Consider the following 21967-nt stretch of genomic DNA (forward strand, 5'->3'; position numbering starts at 1 on the left):
GTAATCATGATTCGTCAGGTTCATTCGACACCACCAGATCAGCAGCCAGGGCAAGCTTCGTCGGAAAACAACGCCGAAGTCAAAGGCGAGCGTCGTGACGAGTCAGAGCAGAAAGCCTCCAAGCCTGAGACTCGATTGGTCCGATTGAAATCGCCTGTTCAGCCTGTCACTGGTCTTAGGCGGGTGATCTATATTTTTCTGGCAACATTCTTTTTCATTCTCGGGATCATCGGTGCGATTCTGCCCGTGATTCCGACGACCCCTTTTCTATTGTTAACCAGTTTCTTTCTTATTCGCGTTTCACCACATCTGAATGAAACGCTGATCAATGCTCCCCTGGTGGGGCCGATTCTTTATGACTGGCAGGAACAGCGCGGCGTTCGATTAACCGTGAAAATACAGGCCATTGTGATTGTCCTATGTGCGGTGGCTTCCTCCATGTATTTTGCAAACATGTCCTACGTTGGAAATTCCATCCTGGTCGTTTTGGCTCTGATTGGAATTGGAGTCATTCTGCGGATTCCTAGCTTGGCGAATAAAGACAACTCCTGAAGACGTAGCGGGTTGCCTCGGCCAAACAGTTCCTGATACAAGAGATAGATCGAATCTCTTCATTCAGGAAAGGTCTAGTATGCTTCGCTTTCTTCTCTTCGCTTTATCAGCTCTGTTTTGTCTGTCTCCCCTTGCAGCTCAAGAGGGACTTGTCGGTCATTTCAAACTCAGTACCAACGCGAAAGATTCCTCGTCGCAACACCTGCAAGGCAAAGCTGTCGAACTGAAGTTTGTCAAAGGGAAGGAGTTCTCCTCCACCCGATTCGATGGCCTGAAAAGCGAACTGATCTTCGAAGAATCGTCACTTGCGAAGATTGGGACCAAACCATTTTCCGTTTCTATGTGGGTTAATCTTTCAGAAGAAACGGATGATGTCATTGGGGACTTGATCAGCCAATACGATCCGGCAACTCGACGTGGATTCAATCTGTCAGTCAAAACGAATTCAGGGGTGACTTCCAGTCAGTCGAACTACCGCCAGCTCCAGTTTGGGATCGATGACGGACAGCTCGAGACGGAATGGACAGACCATGGGCAACCGGGCAACGCAGTCTTCATCTATTCGCTGGCAACTCATCAAGGAGAGCTATACGCGGGGACCTGTGAATCGGGAGTCGATGGCGTCGGTCACCTTTACCGCTGGCTGGAAGGCAAGAGCTGGCATGACTGCGGGGCCCCGGATAAGTCGAATGCAGTCAGTGCACTGGCCGAATTCGACGGTAATTTATACGTCGCCACTTCCAAGTATCGGTTACGTGGTTCTGCATTAGATGAGTCCCCCAACGAGAATCTGGGTGGAAAGATTTTCCGATACGACGTGGACGGTACCTGGACTCATTGCGGCACTCTGTCAGAGATTGAAGCGATCAACGGCCTCGTTGTTTATAAAGACAAACTTTATGCCTCCTCGACCTACGCTCCAGGAGGACTCTTTCGTTTTGACGGAGGAACGACTTGGACAAACTGTGGGCTGCCGGATGGGAAACGAGTGGAAGCGCTGACAGTCTACAATGGTTATCTATACGCGACCGGCTACGACGAAGCTGGGATTTATCGTTACGACGGTACAGACTGGAGCCAGGTCGGATTGCTTCCTGACGCGACTCAGACTTACGGTTTCGCTGTCTACGAAGGAGATCTCTACGTCAGCGAATGGCCGAACTCGCGTGTCTATCGATATGAAGGAGGCGATAGCTGGAAGAATGTTGGTAGTCTGGACGATGAACTCGAGTCGATGCCGTTGATCGTTTATAACGGGAAGATGTACTGCGGTTCCCTTCCCTTAGCCGCCGTGTTTCGTTTTGACGGAGATGACAACTGGTCTAATCTGGGACGCATCGATTTGACTCCCGATGTCAAATATCGTCGAGCCTGGTCGATGTCTATTTTCGAGGGACGATTGTTCGCTGGAACAATTCCCTCGGGACGAGTCTGGTCCATTGCGGCAGGTGCCAATGCAACGCACGATCAGACTTTTCCGAGTGGTTGGCACCACGTTAGTGCAGTGAAAGAAATGAATCGACTCAAATTATATGTGGATGGAAAGTTGGTTGCTAAATCGGAGCAATTCGATGCAGAGACGTATGACCTCAGCACGGAGCAACCTTTACGTATTGGTAATGGTCAGCACGATCATTTCAACGGTCAGATGCGAGACGTCCGTTTATTCAACCAGGCATTGCAGCCTGCTGATATTCAGGAATTGATCCAACAGAATTGAGTCATCAAACTGGTTCGATATAAAAAAAGACCTGCCGATTTCCGGCAGGTCTTTTGATTGATCAACATGGCTTCGAGTGATTAATCTTCTTCTGTGGTGCTCGGAGCGGTGTAATTGATTCGAGGCTCAGGCATAGATTCAATTTCGGCTTTACGAATCGTGTCGATTTCGAGTGCCGGACGACCGTAGTTACGTCCTGATTTCAGCTCGATGCAGATACCAGAGGACTCGACGCCGACCAGTTCGATCAGGGCATTGCGAACGGTTTCCACGCGAGCTGCGTTGGTGCCATCACCCACAATTTTCTGGACGTAAATCTGGTTGCGTCGCTTTGGAGGCGCTTCTTCCAGGATCCAGATCAGTTGTTCTCTACCAGAGTGGGTCAGCTCGTTGGTGTACTCATCGAAGTGATAGTCAAACAACGTGGTCAGTCGCTGCCAGCCTTTGTCTTCTTGAAGAGCCATAACGTTTCGCACATAAGCCCGGTCCTGGCAGACGTACGGATAAGGCCAGTAATGAGCAGCATGGTACTTGTGGCTGAACTGTTGTTTCGGTCCTGTTGGACGCGGATAGGGAGGCCACATTTTTCCCTTTTTGTAAACCTGTCGGGAACCGACCGGAGCTTCGGCCTGCATGGCCCACCACTCGTCGCTTCCTTTTTTGACGTCGCATCCGTAGTTGCACGATTCGCAGTTTGCGCCTGCTATGCAGCTTTCGCATTCCATGCACGCATTCTGGCAAGTTCCCGACTCGCAGTCCGTACAAACACTATTCGAACTCTTGCCGTGCATGCTAGCACAGCCTACCAGTAAACCACTCAACACGAGGACTATACAGCCCCTCCCTGTTGCTGTGAACATCCTTGCCTCCCCTTATGTACCTTACGGTACGGCTGCAGTCAGATTCGCACGATGGCGTCGTGACTGCGAAATGATCATCCGTTATCGTTGCGCATCGCCTTGCGCGGAGTTTTACTTTTTTAATATCGGACGGTCAGGGGGTTAGCATCACTCGAATAATGTTCGTCTCTGCCAAATCGTATTTTTCGTCACAACCGTTAACATGCGAACGATCTGCAGATTAGCCTGTATCTCGCCAGTAGAAGCCGGGATCAGGTGCAAAGGAAGTCCTGCCACATCAAATTTGATAAATCGAGACGATGAATCAATTTTATGCGCAGGGGGGAAGATCGATGTAGAGATCAACGCCTTCAATGGAAACGGGGAATGTTTCCTGACAGATGTTGGGCGTCAGGCCGTGTTGGCCATTGGTGACGTCGAACTGCCAACCATGCCACGGGCAGGTCACTGTGGTACCGGTGAGCTGACCTGCTCCCAATGGGCCGCCTGCGTGCGGACAGATTCCATCGAGAGCAAAATATTCACCGCCTTGTTCAAAAACGGCGATGATTCGATCGGCCACGGTAAATTCCCGCCCTCCACCAGCGGGAATTTCATCCTTGGAGCATAACTTAATTCGACTAGTTTCCACGGAACGACGTTTCCTGTTCCTGAGGTGCCTGTTCTTAATGCAGTTGCGGAGTGATCTCGACCCATTGCCAGCTTGATTAGGCGGCCTTGGGGTTTACCAGAACTTCGGCGGACTCAATCTTCACTTCGTCGAGTGGGCGGTCCTGGGCATTCGTTTTAACATTGCCGATCTCGAGAACGTTCTTCAAGCTTTCTTCATCAGCAGTTTTGCCGAAAACGGTGTACTGATTGTCGAGATGAGGAACGCGAGCAACGCATAAAAAGAATTGTGATCCGGCGGAGTCGGGGTCCGATGTTCGAGCCATCGAGAGAACGCCCGGTTCATGAGATTTGCTGTTGAATTCGGCGGGGATGGTGTAGCCGGGTCCACCCGTTCCTGTTCCCTGAGGGCAGCCGCCCTGAATCATAAATCCTTCAATCACCCGGTGGAAAACGACTCCATCGTAGAACCCGATGCGGGCCAGTCCGATGATATTCTTCGCATGCCCGGGGGCAGTGTCGCCGTACACATCGAGAACGATCTTCCCTTTAGATGTATTCAGGACAACCTGGTAATCATTCTGGCTGAAGTCAACATCTTCAACAGCCTTTTCTACTTCGGCTTTGCGGTTGGCACTCATAGCACAGTTTTCTATCTGCAAATTAGAGTCAAAACGGGAGTTCTATTTCAATCCGGTGAGTGGTCGGTGGAGCATGTCTGGAAACGCTTGAAACAACGTAAAATCAGGCCGTCCACGACAGCGACAGGTTAACAGGATGTGCCCCAAAATGTAAGTCTCTGGCGATTCTAACTGACCTCCATTGACTGCGATCCGACTGAGAGTGTTCGCAGTGTTCATCTCGCACACTGAAACCCCATTTTCACAAGGGGGAAGATGCGTTATAAAAGATGCCTGAGTTGTACAGGAGATCGCTCGATAACCAGTCCGTTACCAGATTCAAGAGTAACGCAACACTGAAGACAGGAAGTTGAAATGTCTTACCTTGCCCTGCACCGTCGGTTTGTATTTGTCACGTTGATGGCCACTTTACTGTTTCAGCTAGAGGCATTTCGCCTGAACGTTCTGCTGGCCGCCGACACCTATCGTCTGGAAGAGACGGTGAGTAACGCAGATATCTTTGGCGTTGATTCAACGATTACCATCAAGGGCGAATTGTTGACCCCTCAACAGGATACGGCTCTCTCTCATACGTTGGATGCGAAAGCACAGGTCAAGTTTGTCGAACAGCGACTAGAAGGTGCTGGCCGTGATGCACGTGCGTTTCGGTCTCTACGTCAGTATGGAAAGTGCGAAGCTCAAATCAACGTTTCCGATAACCAGATCAAGTCGGTATTGCGACCCGAGCGGAGTAAAGTCGCTGTCCATGGTTATCGTCAGGGGTTAAAGCGAGTTGCCGTGGAAGGTCCTCTTACACGTAACGAACTCGATCTTCTGGAGACGCCGGGCGACAGCTTGGCCATCACTGCCCTGTTACCAGGTGAATCCGTCGAAGTTGGTGATAGCTGGTCTGTCCCCGATTGGGCTTTTCAGATGTTGACGGCGACTGAAGCGGTTCTGAAAAGCAAAATGAGCTGTACCTTGGATCGCGTGGAGGGCAACGTCGCTCACATCTCATTTAAAGGAGATTTGGAAGGAGCGACAGGGGGCTCCCCCTGTACTGTTCAGATCCAGGGAGAGTTTACGTTTCTAACAGATCTCAAGTACGTTAAATCGTTGAAGCTCACGCAGAAAGAAGATCGATCCGCAGGCCCTGTCAGTGCAGGGTTAAAAGTTACGGCGACTGTAGACTTGGAGCGGTACCCCGCAGTAAACCCCGACGTTATTCCAGCCAATGCAGACGAGCTTGTGCCAGTGCAACCAACGGTGGAGGAGTTGGCGTTAGAGTTGAAAACGCCGTGGAATTTTACTTTCAAACATAGTCGCAACTGGCATGTTTTTCAGCAAACCGTCAGCTCCACTACTTTGAGATACATAGAAGATGGTAACTTTGTCGCTCAATGTGATCTGATGAAATTGAGCGATGTCCTTCCTGGACGCCATGTCGCCGCGAAACAATTCCAAGCTGATATTCGTTCTTCGTTGGGAGGACAGCTTACTGAGTTGAGCGAGCTGAAAGAAGACAAATTGGAAAACGGTGTGACAACCTATCAGGTAAACGCGACCGGCACGGCCCGTGATCTGGACATGACCTGGATTTACTACCTCACGGCGTCACCGAAGGGAAATCAAACATCTTTCGTTTATTCCGTGGAGTCGAAGCTCTTGCCTGATTTAGGACAAGAAGATGAAAGAATGATTCAGTCAGTCGAATTTAAGTGATTGCGGTTGGATGAATTGAATTTAATCTCGCAGATTAAACCTGTCGGCCTGTTTAGAAATTCGAAAAAGAGGGCTCGTCCGATGTCGACGAGCATCAATGGCAAAAGACGAGTTTTCGGAAGCGGATCCAACTGTAGGACGTGCAATCACAAGTATCGACCCACAACTGCTCGCACCAGCTGTTTGCCACTTCGACAGGTGCTAAGGGAGGTTGGATAGCGAATGATCGCACAGGCTGATACAGGCCGGCTCCGATACTTCCTCGAAGTAAGCTGGCTGGTGAGACTCGCGGCGGATTTTCGGCACGCATCAGATCGCATTCGTTGAGTGCATCAATCACGTATTCGGCGCAATGGACTCCCTCTGCTCGATTACCTGTTAGGTGATGTCTGACACTGTAAGGCGTTCCTATTTTTGCTTCGAGTGCGTCTGTAAATGCTTTTTCCTGATTGGAAGTCAATTTTGCCTGCGGGTGGAGAAGATGCAGTTCGTCTGGTAATTGGGTTGATAAATACTCGGAAAGGGAGAGTCGCCGTACTCCCATCGGATTCATGGAATCGTAAACATACTCGCCAGTGGGTTCTTTGACGACTGCTGCTACGTGGGTGTAATTGCTGCGTGTGTACATCCTAACGGCCAAACAATCCCCTTTTGTGAAAATCAGTGAACCTGTTTGCAACTCGGGGGCGATGGATGTCACGGCTTCCTCAGGTGTCGAGAAAATTTCGATATAGTCCGGGCTGTTTTCCTCGGTACCAACGCCAACGCAACTGCAATCCGCCTCTATATTATCCGATTCGATCCCTGCCGGTACTGGTTTAGCTGGTTTCGCCTCTGCAGCGATCAGGCTATGACCGTAGAGAACGAGGCTCAGGCAGACGAACAAGGTTTTGATTATCGGGTTCATGGTTGACTCCATTATTTTGAACGGAGAGTTCAGATGATTGAGTGATTCTTCCGGAATTGCACAACGAAATAGTGTGCGCAACAGATCAAAATGAAATTAATGAAGAAGAACAACCTCTTCAATTCAGGCGACTCAGGATTCATCAAAAGTGTGCATTCTAGATCGCATACCAGATAACCGTAGCGTGTTCTGGTGGCGTAGCCTGCTGTTTTTAGGGGCTTTTCGGGACCGATAGCCGCCACACTTATCCTGGACAGGATCTAATGTTGATTGAATAATTATGGCGCCATTTTAATTGTCTCAGTATACGAAGCACGGATTCAGTCGTCTTGAGGGATTTCACTGTTTCAGGGTGACCAGACCTGGGCAGCAGCCATGTAAGACTGAGAAGGATTACTGTTTCTGGATTCATGATCTAAAGAAAAAAGCGTGTTACGAATATGAATCGTAACACGCTTTAAAATTTTGTATCAACTTAACTGACTCTGGGAAATCCGTTACCGCATCCAATCACATGAATAGGGAGTGAAGCAAGGTGGAGTAATCCGAGTCCAAGAATGAGAGCGCGATTGTTCATCCATTTCTGATTTCTTAATTTGTGTCTGGCAATTCATACATAGAACCTGAACACATGGTTTTTTGCTCAGAGATTGAATGTCAGGGGAGACGAACTTAAGAATGAAACTCAAGTGAAAGCTCGCGCCTTCATTTGTAAGTTACGGATTCTCAGCCCTATTCTCCTCCTTCTTTGGGTTTGTTGATATCGGCTTCAATTTTCTCAATCGCACCTTGAATAGCAACTCGGACTTCTTCAATAGGATGATCTTTGAGTACTTTCAGGTCATCAAGCACTGGAGCTGCCTTTGCCCCCATAGAGCCTAGAGTCGTTGCGGAACGTCTGGCTTTATTGGCACTTTCTCCTTTGACTAGCCCGATGAGATGTGTCAATTTTTGTTCCAGCATCTCGGGGGAGTTTAAGTCCACATAATCACCAGTACGCTCAGAGTCTTCCGTAAAACGTACGCCCGGACGATCCTGACCACATCCAGATAAGTTCGTCAGGATCATGATGACTCCGAACAATCCTGCACCGATTATTGTAAACTGACTCGAAAACTTAGGCATACTTAGATCTCCCATTCAAAGAGTGGATAAATAAAACTGTTAGATACCAATAAATATTAGCAAAAAACTCTGATCAAACAACTGACTTCAGGGCAAAGAAACGGTCAAAAGAGACGCTGTCTTCAGTTTGGGTTGTTCCATGATTTTCTGCGAGATCGATTGGCTGTTGGAAGTTCCGAATCATGTAAATGCAAATAGAGAACAACACTTGCCTGATTATATGAATGCAATGAATAAAAAAAACAAGAAAAATGATGGTGTCAATAGTTCAAAACCGAAATCTTCCCTGCTGTCTCAGAATAATCCTTATTGATCGAAAAGTTGGCGATGTTTGCGACTTGGAACTGTCATTGATTGGATATCACCCTATGGGAGCCAGGAGGCATGTAGAGTAAACTCTAAGCCAAGTTTCACTCTTAGCTGTAGCCGCTCTAACAGTGCTTGAGCTATTTTAGCTTTTCTCACTTTCAGTCTGTCTGACTAGACTGTAATTCTCAATTCTGATGCGCTTTTGTTTAGTTATTTGCTCTTCGGAAACGTCAATTCAATCGCAAATCAGTCCGGATTGAAAGTATCAAAATACCATCACGCTGCATCCTCTGTTTCGTTTGGTGATCGGGTATGTACTTCCTGTTTTGCTGCTCGAATTGTAAATAACGAGAATTTTCATAACTTCGGACAGGTCCCTGTCAGCAATAATCCGGGAAAAGGTCGCCATAGATCGCTCCCAATCGTGAGCAGAACACAAGGCCTTTGATATTGAGAATTCATGAGGTGTCAATCAGGCCACTAGTTACTTTCCGAGACCACTCTAGAGTGCGGGTTCTGACGGAAGTTACGCATCTTTCTAACCAGGAGTAGAAATCGATTAGATTTTAACTACTCACGTCTGAATATCCACTCTGTCCGGAGATGCCTAATATTACAGAGGCAACTATGACTTTCCATAAAGGGCAGATAGATCAAATTAAGTTCGCTGAGTATTATTGAATGATTCTTTTAAATCTGAATTGCAATAGTTTAGCTAGCTATTTGTAAACGCATAAAAAAAGACTACCGCAAATTGGATAAATCCAACTCACGGTAGTCTTGATCGAGTACCTTCTCTAACTTTCAGCAGAACTTTGTAGGTCCGGTGTCTGAATAGAGTAGGCAAATGATTGGTACATTAAGAGACAAAACTAGTCAACAATGGAACCAATGTTGAAGGTTTCGCCACCGTTAACAGAACCAAGAGCTTGGCGTGGAGTAGTATCCATCGTTTCGCCGAACCACTGAACTGAACCGTCACACATCAGGAAGAAACATCCACCTGGGTGTGGGCTACGGAAGTTACCGACAACATGATCGGCATTATCGCAGTCACGAATGTTGTCACCGTTTGTGCGTGTTGCACCAGAAGCTGCTACAGACATGTGGTTGTCGATAACTGGGTTACGGTTGAAACTCTCGAAAGTACTGGCCAAACCGCTGGAAGCGATGATGGAGTTAACTGACTGGTCAGTGTCACCAGGCTGTCCAACCGCCCATCCAAAGTCAGCAGTGATGAAGTCACCAAGGACAGTGGTGTCTGGGTTTTCGTAGGAAGTACTGTCGTTACAGTCACGACCGTGGCAAAGAGGCCAGTCACCACCACCAACAGCTTCACCCATACAGATTGTATTGCTGGTACCGTCTTTGATAGAAACCAAGCTGAATGCACGAGAACGCATGAATGGTCCGAGGATTCTTTCATCAGGAATATTGATGTAACCAGATTTGGGTCCAACTTCAGGAGTAGAGTTCCAGTCTGGTTTATATCCATTGCCGCGGTCATCACGACTCCAGTCCATACACCATGACTGCAAGTTACCTGAACTGAAGGCATAGGTCATGGGAGCGTATTGTCCATTGGACTCAGTGTTATCGCCGTTTGGACCCCAAACAGTCACATTGACGGTGTCGTCCTGTGATGTCGAGGGACATTTAGCGAAAGCGAGAGGGGTACCAACGATTACGGTAGTACAGCTCCACCAGTCAGTGTGAACATTAGTGTCGTTTACTGGATCGACTGTATCGTAGACGTTGACAGCTTCCATGAAGGGAAGCAGGTCAGTTCCAGCCCAAGTTTGAGTGTAGAAGAAACCGTCGCCCGCAGCTTTAGCAAGGTCGTAGTAAGGCAGCTTCTGGTAGAGGTCGTGGAAGGAGTGAATTGCGATACCGTACTGTTTCAGGTTGTTACGACACTGAGTACGACGAGCAGCTTCACGAGCCTGTTGCACAGCAGGAAGAAGCAGTGCAATAAGAATTGAGATAATAGCCATGACAACCAGCAGTTCGATCAAGGTGAAACCTCGACGAGTTGTAGGTTGCATAATGCGAGTGTATTTACGCATTCGACAAGCCTTTCAAATAACTGAAGTGAAAAGAAGATGAAGAAAATGTGATAGAGATGATGCAGTTGAAATCAATTAGAAATTAGATTTCGTTTTTCGGGAGGCACTTAGATAATGTGTTTCCCATACAGGACCTGTCTATTTAGATTGCCAAAAGAAGAGCAACCTGTCAATCAAATAAACCTTAATTCTGATTCTTTTTGAAAAAAGCTCAAAAATTTCCAACGCCCCACAAATCCGTCATTTCATGGAATTCATCAGGCGAGGACGTTTCCTGTCTGGATCAAGAGATGGCACCGCAGCGTAACTCAGTTCCAGAAGCTGTAATAAGAGGGTTTTGATCGTCTGTAGGACGAGGTTTAAGTCGTTCTGTTTCGGTCAAGTTATCGTTGATTTCTGGAGTCGAGATAGGTGTCATTGTCCTCTGTCGAGAAACATTAATAAAGGAAATTAGAGGTTGGTCTTGTCAGTTATCAGGCTTTTTTGCACGTCTCCATGATACAGCAATTCGTTGTCAGTTCGGGTGATATATAGTGAAGGTACTAGTCCCCTCTGTTTGTCTTTGATCGATAATGATCGTACTGCTTCGGGATGAATTTAGATTGGTTGGCAGACGAAGAATTAAGACTTTAAAGCAGCCTGGTGAGCGATCTTGAGATGATACCGAATGGTTGTCTCTTGGCATGCTTTCTTCGCCTGTTGGCGGTACAAGGTCTTATCGAATTATTGCAGAATGATCCTGCATGTTGATTTGAGTTCCGGGCAAGAGTCGAAGCAGTCTGTTGATTCTGAAGACGATATCCGTATAAACCGATAGAGGGTCCTTAGTCGGCACTCTGTGAATGTGATGCAGTACCCGTTTCGTCGGATCGTAAACCTTACGAATTGGGTGAAGTGAAAAAGAAAATGCTTGCAAATAAAAAAACAGCCCGACGTTTAATGTCGGGCTGTTAAAGATGAGTTTAATCGTCCCCTGCTCCGCACTCAGCTCTGATCCTGAGGGCGCGAAGTTTAATTCAGAAGTCGATCTGCTGTGACAAGCCGTTTTGTTTAAAGTGTCAGTTGTGACTGAATTTTAACCAGTTCGGCCGTGATTTCCTGCGACAACTGGTTCAAGTGATCCCGGTCACTGGTGGTACACTGTCCGATCCCGGTGAGAAGTTTCAACCAGCGTGACAACAGAGCTGTCGATGTCGATTTGAGCGCGTTCTGATCGGTATAGCCATTGGAGAGCTTCTGGTGGAAGTCGCGTGAAAGTGTGACGAATTGCGTGGTGTCCGTCAGGTAGTCGCGACGTCCTGGGACTGCACTGCCCGCACTTGAATTCAACCAGCGTTGCATATCGAACTGCAGATGTTCTGCCATCGACTCCAATTCGGAAGCCGACTCTACGAGCGAATCGTTATCGTAGTTGGCCGGTTTGATTAATAATGCAGAACGTAATGACACGATGCTATTATTGATCTGCTTCATCCTGTTCCAGGTTTCGGTCCCCTTCAATTCGATCATATCGGTCGCGAAGACTTTCCAGGCGTTGTCCAATTTCTGGAATTCATTGGAGAGGACGTTTTCAGGACGTTGCTCACTGATCAGTCGTTTGAAGGAATCGCACAGATCTCGATAGATTCGACCTGTTTTGATCGCTTCCTGAGATTTGGACAACGTCATCAATTCTGTAAGTGTGATGCTGTCGAAAAGATCTCGAACATCGCGATGCAGTATGTGAGCCAGTTCAGTCAACTGTGCCCAATCGGCCTGTTTAGGAATCCAGAGCAATTCGTTAATGCTGCTGTCCGTTTTGTAAACCGCCATGATATCGCGTTCGATGTAGCGGTTATCAAAAGCGTGCAACTGCTGGACGAAGTTTCGCCAGAGACTACTGAATGATTTGTAGGACAGAACGATTTCGTCGTAGCTGTTTCCTGCGGCAATCTGATCAGAGAGGCGTTGTGCATCGGACCGGACTGTTCCACCCATTTTTGTCAGTTCAGTGATTTTCTGAGTGTGCCCTAATTCAAAAAGAATATCGTTATTCAGATTTCGCAATTGCTCTTCCAGAATGTAAGCCTGTCGCTGCATTTCTTTGCGGTCGAGTTGTGGGGCAACATTTAATGCCTGACTGATTTGGGTCGCGTAATCGTTAATGATCTGCACGCTTCGTTTTGCTTGCGTGCTGATGTCTCGCATCTGAGATAATTGGTACGCGAGTGCTCTCCAGTCTTTGTCCAGATTCTTAAGATCGTCCATCAGTTCACGATGATCGTGTACCATGTTAGCGCGATCGGTGAGTACTTTTAAATCTGATTTCAATGTAAGCGTCTGGCCGAAGACCTGACTCATCCCGGGGATACCCGCATACAGACTGTTACGAAGTTCGTTGACCAGGATATCTGCTTCCCGTGATACCTGAATCAGCATTTGCCGGGTGAGAACAATTTCCTTGTTATCGCTCTGACGAGCATTAGTCGGTAATTTATCGAGAGCGTTGTTGTTCACTTTCGATTTCGTCAACGCTTCCATCAACTTGTCGATAACCTCCTGTTGTTGCGGAGTAATATCGGCCGCTTGAACTGAGGATGGCAACAGCGATGGCAGACTGAGAAGTCCGATGGTTGCCAGACAGATTGCGTTTCGCAATCGAGGAGATGACCAGGCATTTTGAGGTGCAGTCATGACGAGCATCCTTTCTCCGCACGAGGTAGGCATTTTCAACTTGTTATGGGTAATTCGCTTCGACATGCGCAAGCCGTGGAAAAGAACCGGACCTGGCAGAAAGCTTTTATGAAATGCTTGGCTGGATTCGTTCGGGAACATGCATGGCGTTTCCCAGAGTTCATCCAGACGGCAGACAATCCTTTGTATGTCGAGGCTGTAGAAGTACACGACCTTGGGGAAAATAGTAAAATCGGCAAGTTGGGGATAGCCCAGCTTTGCTGATTCTACAATGATCGACGTAACTTACCTGACAGCAATACTTAATCAGAAGTTACTCTTCATGTCAGACGAACTCGAAACGCTACTAGTAGCTACTAGCTTGGAGGAACAGTGTTGTTTTGGGTGGCTTGGTCACTTGGGGGAGGGGTTTTATTCAAAGTGACTCGTCGCGAAGAAATCTCTTCTGTATTCGCTGGTTCGTCGTTCTGTTGTTTTGGGCCGTTTTTTTGTTCTTGCTCTGAAGAGAGTAACTGAATTCCTTCTTTCTCGATGGGAATTTCAAACCATTGCTGGTACTCCGAAACAGCGTCTCGAACAGAGATGCGAACGTGAAGCATTTCTTTTTCCAACTGTTGAAGATCGATTTCCGGCTTCAGTTCGAGAGTGCGTTCCCTGATTTGAAACAGGCTGTTGTCCTCGCCCCCTTCTCCTTCCACTAATTGGAACTCGTGATGATCATTGCTGTCTTGATCAATAACTGTGAGTTCGCCAACGGCGACTGGATCGCTATTTAATGCCACCAGTCGGACAGTTCCCTGTGACAACAGCAATCCTTCCGGAGGCTTATTCTGCTTAAAGGTTTTGCGGGAGTGCATCTGTTCGATTTCATCAGAAATCTTGACAACTCCCTGCTCTTCTTCGGTGGCGATTTGCAGTTTGCTGCCAGCAAACTTAGTTCCATCATAGATCTCACCTCGTTGGAACGGGCCGGCACCGAAGACCCACATGTTCTTCGCTGTGCTTTCCGATTTTGATAAACCCGATTGCCAGACGGCTTCACGCGTGGTGCGATCATAGGCAAAAACTCCGATTTTCGAGGAGGCCGAGTGGGAGTTCTTTTTCATAAAAGCCATCTCGGGGATCGCCGGCAATGACGGTGCACCGGGGATCATTGAAGAAGCGACTGTTGAGAAATTGTTCGGAGGAATTCCGTAGATGATTTCATGTCCGTCGGCTCCCATTGTTCCCACGCGAGCTTCGACAACCAGGTCGGCCTCATCCTTTGTTTCCTGTAGATAGCAACCTGCTCCAATAATCTGCTGCCGTATTGTACTGACAATGTATTCTTTGTTGACGTAGTCGATCGTCTTCACTGGAACGATATAGGTGGTATCCAGAAAAACTTTTCGTCCGGCTAGCGGTGTGAAATCAATTGAGGCAATGGCGCGATCAACAGAGTCGGAGGCGGTGAGCTGGTCCGTTGCATTTCGGCTGATTGTCGTTCCGCATCCTGCGAGTAGAAATAAGTAGAGAATCAGCGTAGATAAGGGCATCCCCACCCTGAAACAACCGAACGGAGTTTCCGACGAGGATGCAGCCATACTTCCTCTCCTGCTGTTCTCAAACAGTGTTAAAAGTTGTCGACAAGTATTCATGTTGGTCTACTTCAAGAGCTGTTTTAAATCTCGTTGCGAAACGAAAGTATGCTGACTATGTATGTCACCTGATTCTTTGAACGCGTGAATCAGTTTAAAATTTCAGATCGATTGAGCACGAATGAAACTCGATAGTTACGGGAGGAATACATCCCGAACAATGCATAGAATCAGTGTTTTAGACTGTAAAATACGGGATAACGATTTATCGATGCAGCCTGTTTTTTTGAAAAGCAGGTCTGCCAATGCTTAGAGGAATCTGCATGGCAGTGCCGTGCAAAGTCGAGCGCATTAAAAGCGCAAAAGACCTCTGCATTCAGGCTCGAAAACGGATATTCCGAGAAGTCATAGGGGTGGGCGATTGAGGAGAGAGGCGGGGAATATAGTTCGTCCCGCGAAATCGTCCTAGAGCAATTGAGTCTCAGGTGTGGTCACGCGTATAGTTGTGGGCGGGTCGCTGTGGAGACGATAGGTCTTGAAGCGACATTAGCGATTGGACCGCATTTCGAAGGCAGACGTCGTATCTGCTGCTGCTGCGGTCGCCGGGGTTATTCTTTCCACAGAGAGATAAATTACACAAGGTGGGTTTATCTATGTGAGTTCATCTGTAGACAGCCATTTTCATAGACGTTAATGGCTGGGTGAAAAGGAATAACAGCATTCAGTTTCATAAGGGAGTCAAGGCAACGATGGTTGTCTTCGTCGTGCGCTGTTTTGTTAATTGAAACGGGTTGGAAAACAGTCGCGGTTGAACCGAGCGAACAAGCAGATAACTACCAGCTCATTTGCTCAAATTCATTGAACTCATCGTAATCCATCATGGCGGCGTGCTGAGCAACCAATTCGGGGGGCTCTTCGGCGAAGTACTCAACGACCTCGGCCAGTTCGTCCTGCCCCTGTTCGCGGAAGCAGTCTGCGAGGAGGGTCCAGGCGAGTTGGCTGAATGGAGCGGGAATGTTTTCTGCCGCACGCTGCAGAACTTCGACAGCTTCGTCAAACTGTTGATGCATCATAAGGGCCTGCCCCATGACATAATCGACAGCGGGTTGCATATCACCGGCGGATTCAATCGCGGCCAGTTCTTCAATTGCCTGCACGGGGAGACGTAAGTCGAGGTATCCATCGGCGGCAACGATGCGACGAGTGACTTTATGAGAAACTGTAGAGCTAATGTGATTTCGCATGATGAAGAACTTCCTGAACTTGGTTTGCATTTAGGACTGTATGACTTAGAGAGTGAAAACAGTCAGTTAAGTTGTGCCCCTCGTAGGACAGCAACCTTTAAAGCAAGTGGAGTGCCAATCTTCATCGAATCAGAGTGCAACGGATGTAACTTCATATATATCCGTTGGTTAAGAGAACAAAGAAAAAAGCGACGACGGGTGGATTTGCAATTATGACATGGTACTGAATGCATTAACTTATTCTTCTCTGTAAATTCTCCAATGCAAACAATCAGTTTTGGTCAGGATTCGATTTGCCAATGGTGGATGGAAACCGAGTGCCACCTTCGCTTGGGAAGGCGAAGGGGACGCTACTAGAGAAGGACTTCTGGTCAGTCGATTGGCAGATCGAGAGTAAAGAGACCAGAATTCGGTTCAAACCCTCTATTTAGCTCCTCATTCGGAATGAATGGGGTTCTTAATGCAACTTGATGCAAAGAGAGGTTGTTTCGTCAGTAGCGACTGTCTGGAGCCTTAGAGTCCTCTCAGTGACCCACGTGGAGCACTCTGTCAGGACTTTTAAAACGCCAGAGCAGGCATTGCCGTAATTATCGCTGAATCATCTGATTGAAGGCCGCGCCGCTACTCCCTTGCCTGCACAGGAGGATCTCCATTATGTTGAATGACGATGTTATGTTACAGAAAACATCCGCTTTTTCCTGTCGGGGTGTGGTTCATTTCGACCAGTCGATTTGTTTGAATTGAGGTTTTCAAAATGATTACACGGCCCTCTTTGGTTTTCTGGTCGATGGTGGTGGTTGGTCTGGTTATGGTGGGAGCCCCCTCCGTTTTCGCTGGAGAACCTGCTTACCAGAGGAGTGAACTCAAGCAGTCCAAACAGCCAAACATTCTGTTTATCTTTTCTGACGATCATGCTGCTCAGGCAATCGGTTGTTACGGTTCGAAGATCAATCAAACGCCCAATATCGATCGCATCGCTGCGGGTGGGATGGTTTTTGAAAACTGCTTTTGCACGAATTCGATTTGTGGACCTTCGCGAGCTGTCATTCTCACAGGGAAGCATAGCCATTTGAATGGCTTCAGGCAGAACGGCGATCGCTTTGATGGAAGCCAGCTGACCTTCCCCAAGCTGTTGCAGAAGTCAGGATATCAAACAGCCGTCTTTGGAAAGTGGCATCTACGGACTGAACCAACCGGTTTTGATCAGTACGAAGTTCTGATAGGTCAGGGTCCTTACTACAACCCGCCGATGCTTAAAAATGGAAAGCGCGTGAAGCATGAAGGTTACACGACCGACATCATCACCGACCTGGCTTTAGATTTCCTTAAGGAAAAGCGAGACGTTTCCAAACCTTTCATGGTGATGTATCAACACAAAGCGCCGCATCGAAACTGGCAGCCAGCACCGGAATACCTTCACAAATACGACGATGTGACTATTCAGGAGCCGCCAACGTTGTTCGATGACTATGCGACGCGTGGTCGACCGGCGCGAGAGCAGGAAATGTCGATCGCCAATGATTTGAACGAAAAAGACCTGAAGCTTGTTCCGCCAGACAATCTGACAGAATCACAGTTGCAGGCCTGGAATGCAGCCTACGAACCCAAAAACGAAGCGTTCCGAGCACAGAATCTGAAGGGTAAAGAACTCGTACGATGGAAGTATCAGCGTTATATGAAAGATTACCTGCGCTGCATTGCTTCGATGGATGACAACATCGGGCGGGTACTTGACTACCTCGATGAATCCGGGCTCGCCGAGAACACGATTGTGATTTACTCCTCGGATCAGGGCTTCTATCTGGGAGAACATGGTTGGTTTGATAAAAGGTTCATGTACGAAGAGTCCTATCGAATGCCATTTGTGATTCGTTGGCCGGGCAAAACGGAGCCTGGCTCCCGTAGTACTGCACTTGTTTCCAACCTCGATTTTGCTGAGACTTTTCTGGATGCGGCTTATGTCGAGATTCCCAAAGAGATGCAGGGCCTGAGCCTGCAACCGCTGATGGATGGAAGTACCCCTGAGGACTGGCGCGAAAGCCTGTATTATCAGTATTACGAATACCCGGCAGTTCATATGGTTCATAAGCACAAAGGTGTCCGCACCGACAGATACAAGCTGATTGATTTCTACGGCATTGATGAAATGGAGTTGTACGACCTGCAAGAAGATCCTCTTGAACTTAATAACATTTACGGCAAGCCCGAAGTTGCCTAGGTTCAGTCCAAATTGGCATCCGAGTTGGATCGCCTGCAGAAAATGTATAATGTACCTCAGGATCAATAAGCAATTCTGAGTAGCCTCGTCCCCTCCCCGCTGAGCCTCTGAAGCGAAGTCAGTATCCACGCATGATTCCTTACATTCTGGCCAGCGCAGGAAGTTCCTTTGTATTGTCACTGTTACTGACAGGGTTGATGAGGTGGCTCGCTCCCAAGTTGGGGTTCGTCGATCAGCCCGCTGCCCGCAAACTTCATTTACAAGCGAAACCGCTGGGCGGTGGAATTGCCATTTTTCTGGGAGTCCTGTTTCCGCTCTTGTCAGGACTGGCAATAGCGTATGCTCTGGAAGAAGGAAGGGACGCTATACTGGTTCGTCAGGCGTTGGAGTTCTTACACCTCGATGAACTCTTCAGTTTACTTTCTTCTGGAATCCTGTATCGCTCCACCCTGCTCTGGAAGATACTTGCCGGTGGTTCCTGCCTTGTTCTATTAGGCTTACTTGATGACCGGTTTCATCTCGCTTGGTGGAGTCGATTAATTGCTCAATTGCTCATAGCGGGTTGGCTTGTTTCGTCGGGGATCGAGCTGACATTGTTCCTGCCGCTACCGTGGATAACCATATCGCTCTCCGTATTGTGGATTGTCGTGTTAATCAATGCATTCAATTTCATCGACAATATGGATGGGCTCTCCGCCGGTACGGGATTGATCAGTGCGAGCATGTTTGCGGCCTTGATGTTGTCCTATCCCAATGAACCCCGCTGGTTGGTTGCTGGATTATTGCTGAGTCTGATTGGAAGCCTCGCCGGATTTCTGGTTCACAATTGGACACCGGCCCAGATTTTCATGGGAGATGCGGGCAGCACATTTATCGGTCTGAGCATGGCGGCTGTTACGATGCTTGGAACTTACTACAGTTCTGCGTCCGGACGGCAACACGCGGTACTCGCTCCGCTGTGCATTCTGGCGGTCCCTTTGTATGACTTTAGTTCGGTGATCTGTATCCGGCTGTGGGAAGGTCGCAGCCCCTTTCAGCCGGATAAAAATCATTTTTCTCATCGGTTAGTCGCGCTCGGTCTGAATAACTGGCAAGCGGTACTGACTATCTATTTGACGACCTTGATCACCGGTTTGACGGGGATTCTTCTGTTTCATGCGGACTCCTGGTTCACTGCGATCGTGGCTCTGCTGGCGACGTTGGGTGTCCTGTTACTGATTGCCATCCTGGAACTAGCCGCCGCTATGAAAGTCCGCAAACTGCTGCAATCGGGAAGCTCTCCCGAGACTTCGTTGGATTCCGGTACCTGGCGCGATCCTTCCGTTCGTGACACTGTCTAACCTCTCTATTAATCATTCTAAAGCCTTAGTAACCCGTTACATGCCTGCCAAGCGAATCCAAAGAACCCCTACTGCTGGTGAATCCCTAAAAGCTGGAGATACGTTTGCCGCTCCATTGGAGCAACTCGCACTTGGGCTCGCTGGATTGGGATGGATGCTGCGTTGGTTGACGATAACGGAGGCAGCTAATGCGGGAGAAACATTGTGGGTCGCCCTGCTCTGGTTTCTTGCGGCCACTCTCTTCTGTTGGTCTGATTTCCGAAATCTTCCTTCTGCTGGCGAAACCGATGGCGATTTCTCAGGCCAGGAGCGGCAAGTTCTTGAAGTCGACCTTCTTAGTGCAGGTGTGATGCTCATCACCGTCGGTCATGTTGTTGGTTGCATCTGGTTGTATTTCTACGGGGGGCAACTCCGATTCGCCCTAAATTTGAGTTGGGAATGGATTGGTCTCTTAGTCTCGTTTTTAATACTCCGCCGCATTGTTCGTAATCTGGAATGGCGACGGGATCTATTTGCGATCCTGCTGGCCAGCGCTGTTCCGTTTGCCTTCGTCGGGCTGTGGCAGCATTACGTCTGGTATGAGCAGTCGAGCCAGGAGTATCGAAGCCAGAAAGAAGTCTATCTTGAACTCGAAGGGACAGATCCGACCGTTTGGAATGAACAGGAACGGAAAGACTATTCCGAGGCGATCAACTATTTCCAGCAACAGGAAATTCCTCTGGGAAGTGAGTCTCTGCAAAGCTGGGAGAACCGGCTACTTGCCAGCCGGGAGCCCCTCGGTTTTTTCGCTCTGACAAATTCCTTCGCCGCCTTGCTGCTCTTTCTGCTGGGAGTCTGGTTGGCACTGGCGAATTTTATGACGAATGATCAATCAAAAAGACTAAAGACTGGAAAGTGGCAATGTCTCGGTTGGTTAATCGCCACGGGAACTATTTTCTATGTTCTGCTACTGACAAAAAGTCGCTCTGCCTGGGCAGCGTTTATAATAACCGCCGCTATGTTTTGTCTGTTTTACTGGACCAGGCGTGCGTTCAGGGGGCTTTTATATGGCGGAGCCGGCCTTCTCTGTTTGACAGTCTTTGCGTGGTTGAGTGGGGCTATCGACACGGAGGTCTTCTCAGAAGCCCCGCGTTCCTTGCAGTATCGATTCATTTACTGGACGACGACTTGGGAGTTGTTGCAGGATTCACTGTTTTTCGGAACAGGCCCTGGTAATTTTCGCACCAGCTATCTTCAATATCGACCAGAAGGTGCGAGCGAAGAAGTTGCCGATCCACATCAGTTTCTGCTTGATCTCTGGGCGAATGGAGGCTTACTGGCTTTACTGGGAATTGCATTCATTGTTTTTTATCTGATCAAATCCGGTCGCCAAAATGCTGTTTCAGTACAGAATATACCAACAAGCGATTCGTCTTTTCCCCTTGGAAGTGGACTCAGCCATTCTATCATCACGGGGGGATTGGCGGCGTTTCCATTGGTGGGGGCGATGCATTGGTTAAACTTAAGCGGACTTGAATGGGCTCTGTTCGCTGCAGGCGTAGGTGCTTCAATCTGCTTACTTTTACTCAGTCGGTTTGCTTTACCCTTTGTGAATCAGGTGACTTTGTTCGCGCCCCGTCTCGCTCCTTGGCTGCTCGTCGCATTATTGATTCATCTCTGCGCATCGGGTGGAATTGAAATGCCCGGCATCGTGCAAATGTTGCTGCTGCTCCTTGCGCTTATCCCGTCGACAGCAACTTTTGGGAGTTTTTCCATCTCCAGAAGAACGAGTTCTGCCGTGGGTGCAAGCAGTGGGGTCGTCCTGATGGGACTACTGTACTGGACCAGCTGGCTGCCGGTTCAACAGGCGGCTTGGAATCTCGAACTTGCCGAACAGGCTCGCCTCGACAATGCAAACGGTCAAGATATTCAGGCTCTATTCAATCAGGCGGTGCATGCTGATCCGCTTGATCCTCAGCCATCAAAGCGACAAGGTGACTTTCTCCTTTCGACTGCGCTCGGGCGTACTCTCGGTGGAGGTAATGAAAGCACGCTGGTAGACCTGAGTATCGAGTCTTATAAAGAATCGCTGAAGCGTGATCCTCGAAATGCGAGACGCTTCATCGATGTTGGTCGAGCCTACGAGGAGCGATACCGGCGGACAAATGAAAAGGAGGCGGGAAATCAGGCGGTAAGCTGGTATCAAAAAGGAATCGACCGGTACCCGACTCACCCGGGATTGCGTGCCCAGTTTGGACTGCTTTTAGAAGAAACGGGGCAAATGGTGGAAGCTCGGGACCAGGCGCGCGAGGCATTGCGGTTGGATGAACTGAATAATCAGGCGGGTCATACCGATCAACGGCTGGACTCCGGTACACAAGAGAGGTTAAAACACGTCATTGAAACAAGTTCAGAATAATAAGGGTACAGAATGCCACTGCATTTG

The 21967-nt window shown here is 48.4% G+C and carries 15 protein-coding genes; 6 read left to right on the forward strand and 9 right to left on the reverse strand.

The features are described from left to right. Positions 1-6: 6 nt before the first annotated feature. Together Pla110_RS07830 and Pla110_RS07835 are read left to right on the forward strand one after the other, a co-directional pair. A complete protein-coding gene (locus Pla110_RS07830; protein ID WP_144994880.1) occupies positions 7-552 on the forward strand; it encodes a YbaN family protein in 546 nt (181 codons plus the stop codon). Positions 553-631: 79 nt separating this feature from the next. After that, the gene (locus tag Pla110_RS07835) at positions 632-2272 is read left to right on the forward strand and encodes a LamG domain-containing protein (RefSeq protein WP_144994882.1); all 1641 of its coding nucleotides are present in this window, start codon (positions 632-634) and stop codon (positions 2270-2272) included. An 80-nt stretch (positions 2273-2352) separates the two neighbouring features. On the opposite strand, the gene Pla110_RS07840 is transcribed toward Pla110_RS07835, so the two are convergent. The 3 genes from Pla110_RS07840 to Pla110_RS07850 all read right to left on the reverse strand — a co-directional run bounded on the left by Pla110_RS07840 (position 2353) and on the right by Pla110_RS07850 (position 4382). Further along, on the reverse strand, positions 2353-2997 hold the full coding sequence (locus Pla110_RS07840) for a hypothetical protein (protein ID WP_144994884.1): 645 nt from the start codon (positions 2995-2997) through the stop codon (positions 2353-2355). A 445-nt stretch (positions 2998-3442) separates the two neighbouring features. Beyond that, positions 3443-3763 (reverse strand): Rieske (2Fe-2S) protein, encoded by a 321-nt coding sequence (locus tag Pla110_RS07845; RefSeq protein WP_231742951.1) that lies wholly within the window; start codon positions 3761-3763, stop codon positions 3443-3445. Positions 3764-3839: 76 nt separating this feature from the next. Further along, positions 3840-4382 carry a peptidylprolyl isomerase gene (locus tag Pla110_RS07850; protein WP_144994886.1) on the reverse strand — a complete coding sequence of 181 codons (543 nt, stop codon included), beginning with the start codon at positions 4380-4382 and terminating at the stop codon, positions 3840-3842. A 354-nt stretch (positions 4383-4736) separates the two neighbouring features. Here Pla110_RS07850 and Pla110_RS07855 point away from each other — a divergent pair, with 354 nt between their 5' ends. Beyond that, positions 4737-6083: a hypothetical protein gene (locus Pla110_RS07855; protein WP_144994888.1), complete on the forward strand. Its 1347-nt coding sequence runs from the start codon at positions 4737-4739 to the stop codon at positions 6081-6083. A 94-nt stretch (positions 6084-6177) separates the two neighbouring features. On the opposite strand, the gene Pla110_RS07860 is transcribed toward Pla110_RS07855, so the two are convergent. The 6 genes from Pla110_RS07860 to Pla110_RS07885 all read right to left on the reverse strand — a co-directional run bounded on the left by Pla110_RS07860 (position 6178) and on the right by Pla110_RS07885 (position 15984). Beyond that, positions 6178-6990 carry a YiiX/YebB-like N1pC/P60 family cysteine hydrolase gene (locus Pla110_RS07860; protein WP_197440578.1) on the reverse strand — a complete coding sequence of 271 codons (813 nt, stop codon included), beginning with the start codon at positions 6988-6990 and terminating at the stop codon, positions 6178-6180. Between the two features lie 732 nt (positions 6991-7722). Further along, the gene (locus tag Pla110_RS07865; protein ID WP_144994892.1) at positions 7723-8115 is read right to left on the reverse strand and encodes a hypothetical protein; all 393 of its coding nucleotides are present in this window, start codon (positions 8113-8115) and stop codon (positions 7723-7725) included. A gap of 1181 nt (positions 8116-9296) precedes the next feature. After that, the gene (locus Pla110_RS07870) at positions 9297-10490 is read right to left on the reverse strand and encodes a DUF1559 family PulG-like putative transporter (protein WP_144994894.1); all 1194 of its coding nucleotides are present in this window, start codon (positions 10488-10490) and stop codon (positions 9297-9299) included. Positions 10491-11540: 1050 nt separating this feature from the next. Next, a complete protein-coding gene (locus Pla110_RS07875) occupies positions 11541-13163 on the reverse strand; it encodes a hypothetical protein (RefSeq protein ID WP_144994896.1) in 1623 nt (540 codons plus the stop codon). Positions 13164-13519: 356 nt separating this feature from the next. Then, positions 13520-14746: a DUF6655 family protein gene (locus Pla110_RS07880; RefSeq protein WP_144994898.1), complete on the reverse strand. Its 1227-nt coding sequence runs from the start codon at positions 14744-14746 to the stop codon at positions 13520-13522. A gap of 827 nt (positions 14747-15573) precedes the next feature. Next, positions 15574-15984, reverse strand: coding sequence for a tetratricopeptide repeat protein (locus Pla110_RS07885; RefSeq protein WP_144994900.1), 411 nt, complete (start codon positions 15982-15984; stop codon positions 15574-15576). Positions 15985-16738: 754 nt separating this feature from the next. Here Pla110_RS07885 and Pla110_RS07890 point away from each other — a divergent pair. The 3 genes from Pla110_RS07890 (at position 16739) to Pla110_RS07900 (ending at position 21940) form a co-directional block, all read left to right on the forward strand. Then, the gene (locus Pla110_RS07890; RefSeq protein WP_197440579.1) at positions 16739-18202 is read left to right on the forward strand and encodes a sulfatase family protein; all 1464 of its coding nucleotides are present in this window, start codon (positions 16739-16741) and stop codon (positions 18200-18202) included. 131 nt (positions 18203-18333) lie between these two features. Further along, positions 18334-19542, forward strand: coding sequence for an MraY family glycosyltransferase (locus tag Pla110_RS07895; protein ID WP_144994902.1), 1209 nt, complete (start codon positions 18334-18336; stop codon positions 19540-19542). Positions 19543-19582: 40 nt separating this feature from the next. Continuing rightward, the gene (locus Pla110_RS07900) at positions 19583-21940 is read left to right on the forward strand and encodes an O-antigen ligase family protein (protein ID WP_144994904.1); all 2358 of its coding nucleotides are present in this window, start codon (positions 19583-19585) and stop codon (positions 21938-21940) included. Positions 21941-21967: the final 27 nt, after the last annotated feature.

This window comes from Polystyrenella longa, from assembly GCF_007750395.1.
GTDB lineage: Bacteria > Planctomycetota > Planctomycetia > Planctomycetales > Planctomycetaceae > Polystyrenella > Polystyrenella longa.

Coding starts and splice junctions, on each gene's coding strand:
- Pla110_RS07895 (WP_144994902.1), top strand. CDS start 18,334: ATGATTCCTTACATTCTGGCCAGCGCAGGAAGTTCCTTTGTATTGTCA.
- Pla110_RS07850 (WP_144994886.1), bottom strand. CDS start 4,382: ATGAGTGCCAACCGCAAAGCCGAAGTAGAAAAGGCTGTTGAAGATGTT.
- Pla110_RS07870 (WP_144994894.1), bottom strand. CDS start 10,490: ATGCGTAAATACACTCGCATTATGCAACCTACAACTCGTCGAGGTTTC.
- Pla110_RS07865 (WP_144994892.1), bottom strand. CDS start 8,115: ATGCCTAAGTTTTCGAGTCAGTTTACAATAATCGGTGCAGGATTGTTC.
- Pla110_RS07855 (WP_144994888.1), top strand. CDS start 4,737: ATGTCTTACCTTGCCCTGCACCGTCGGTTTGTATTTGTCACGTTGATG.
- Pla110_RS07830 (WP_144994880.1), top strand. CDS start 7: ATGATTCGTCAGGTTCATTCGACACCACCAGATCAGCAGCCAGGGCAA.
- Pla110_RS07840 (WP_144994884.1), bottom strand. CDS start 2,997: ATGGAATGCGAAAGCTGCATAGCAGGCGCAAACTGCGAATCGTGCAAC.
- Pla110_RS07900 (WP_144994904.1), top strand. CDS start 19,583: ATGCCTGCCAAGCGAATCCAAAGAACCCCTACTGCTGGTGAATCCCTA.
- Pla110_RS07835 (WP_144994882.1), top strand. CDS start 632: ATGCTTCGCTTTCTTCTCTTCGCTTTATCAGCTCTGTTTTGTCTGTCT.
- Pla110_RS07880 (WP_144994898.1), bottom strand. CDS start 14,746: ATGGCTGCATCCTCGTCGGAAACTCCGTTCGGTTGTTTCAGGGTGGGG.
- Pla110_RS07885 (WP_144994900.1), bottom strand. CDS start 15,984: ATGCGAAATCACATTAGCTCTACAGTTTCTCATAAAGTCACTCGTCGC.
- Pla110_RS07875 (WP_144994896.1), bottom strand. CDS start 13,163: ATGACTGCACCTCAAAATGCCTGGTCATCTCCTCGATTGCGAAACGCA.
- Pla110_RS07860 (WP_197440578.1), bottom strand. CDS start 6,990: ATGAACCCGATAATCAAAACCTTGTTCGTCTGCCTGAGCCTCGTTCTC.
- Pla110_RS07890 (WP_197440579.1), top strand. CDS start 16,739: ATGATTACACGGCCCTCTTTGGTTTTCTGGTCGATGGTGGTGGTTGGT.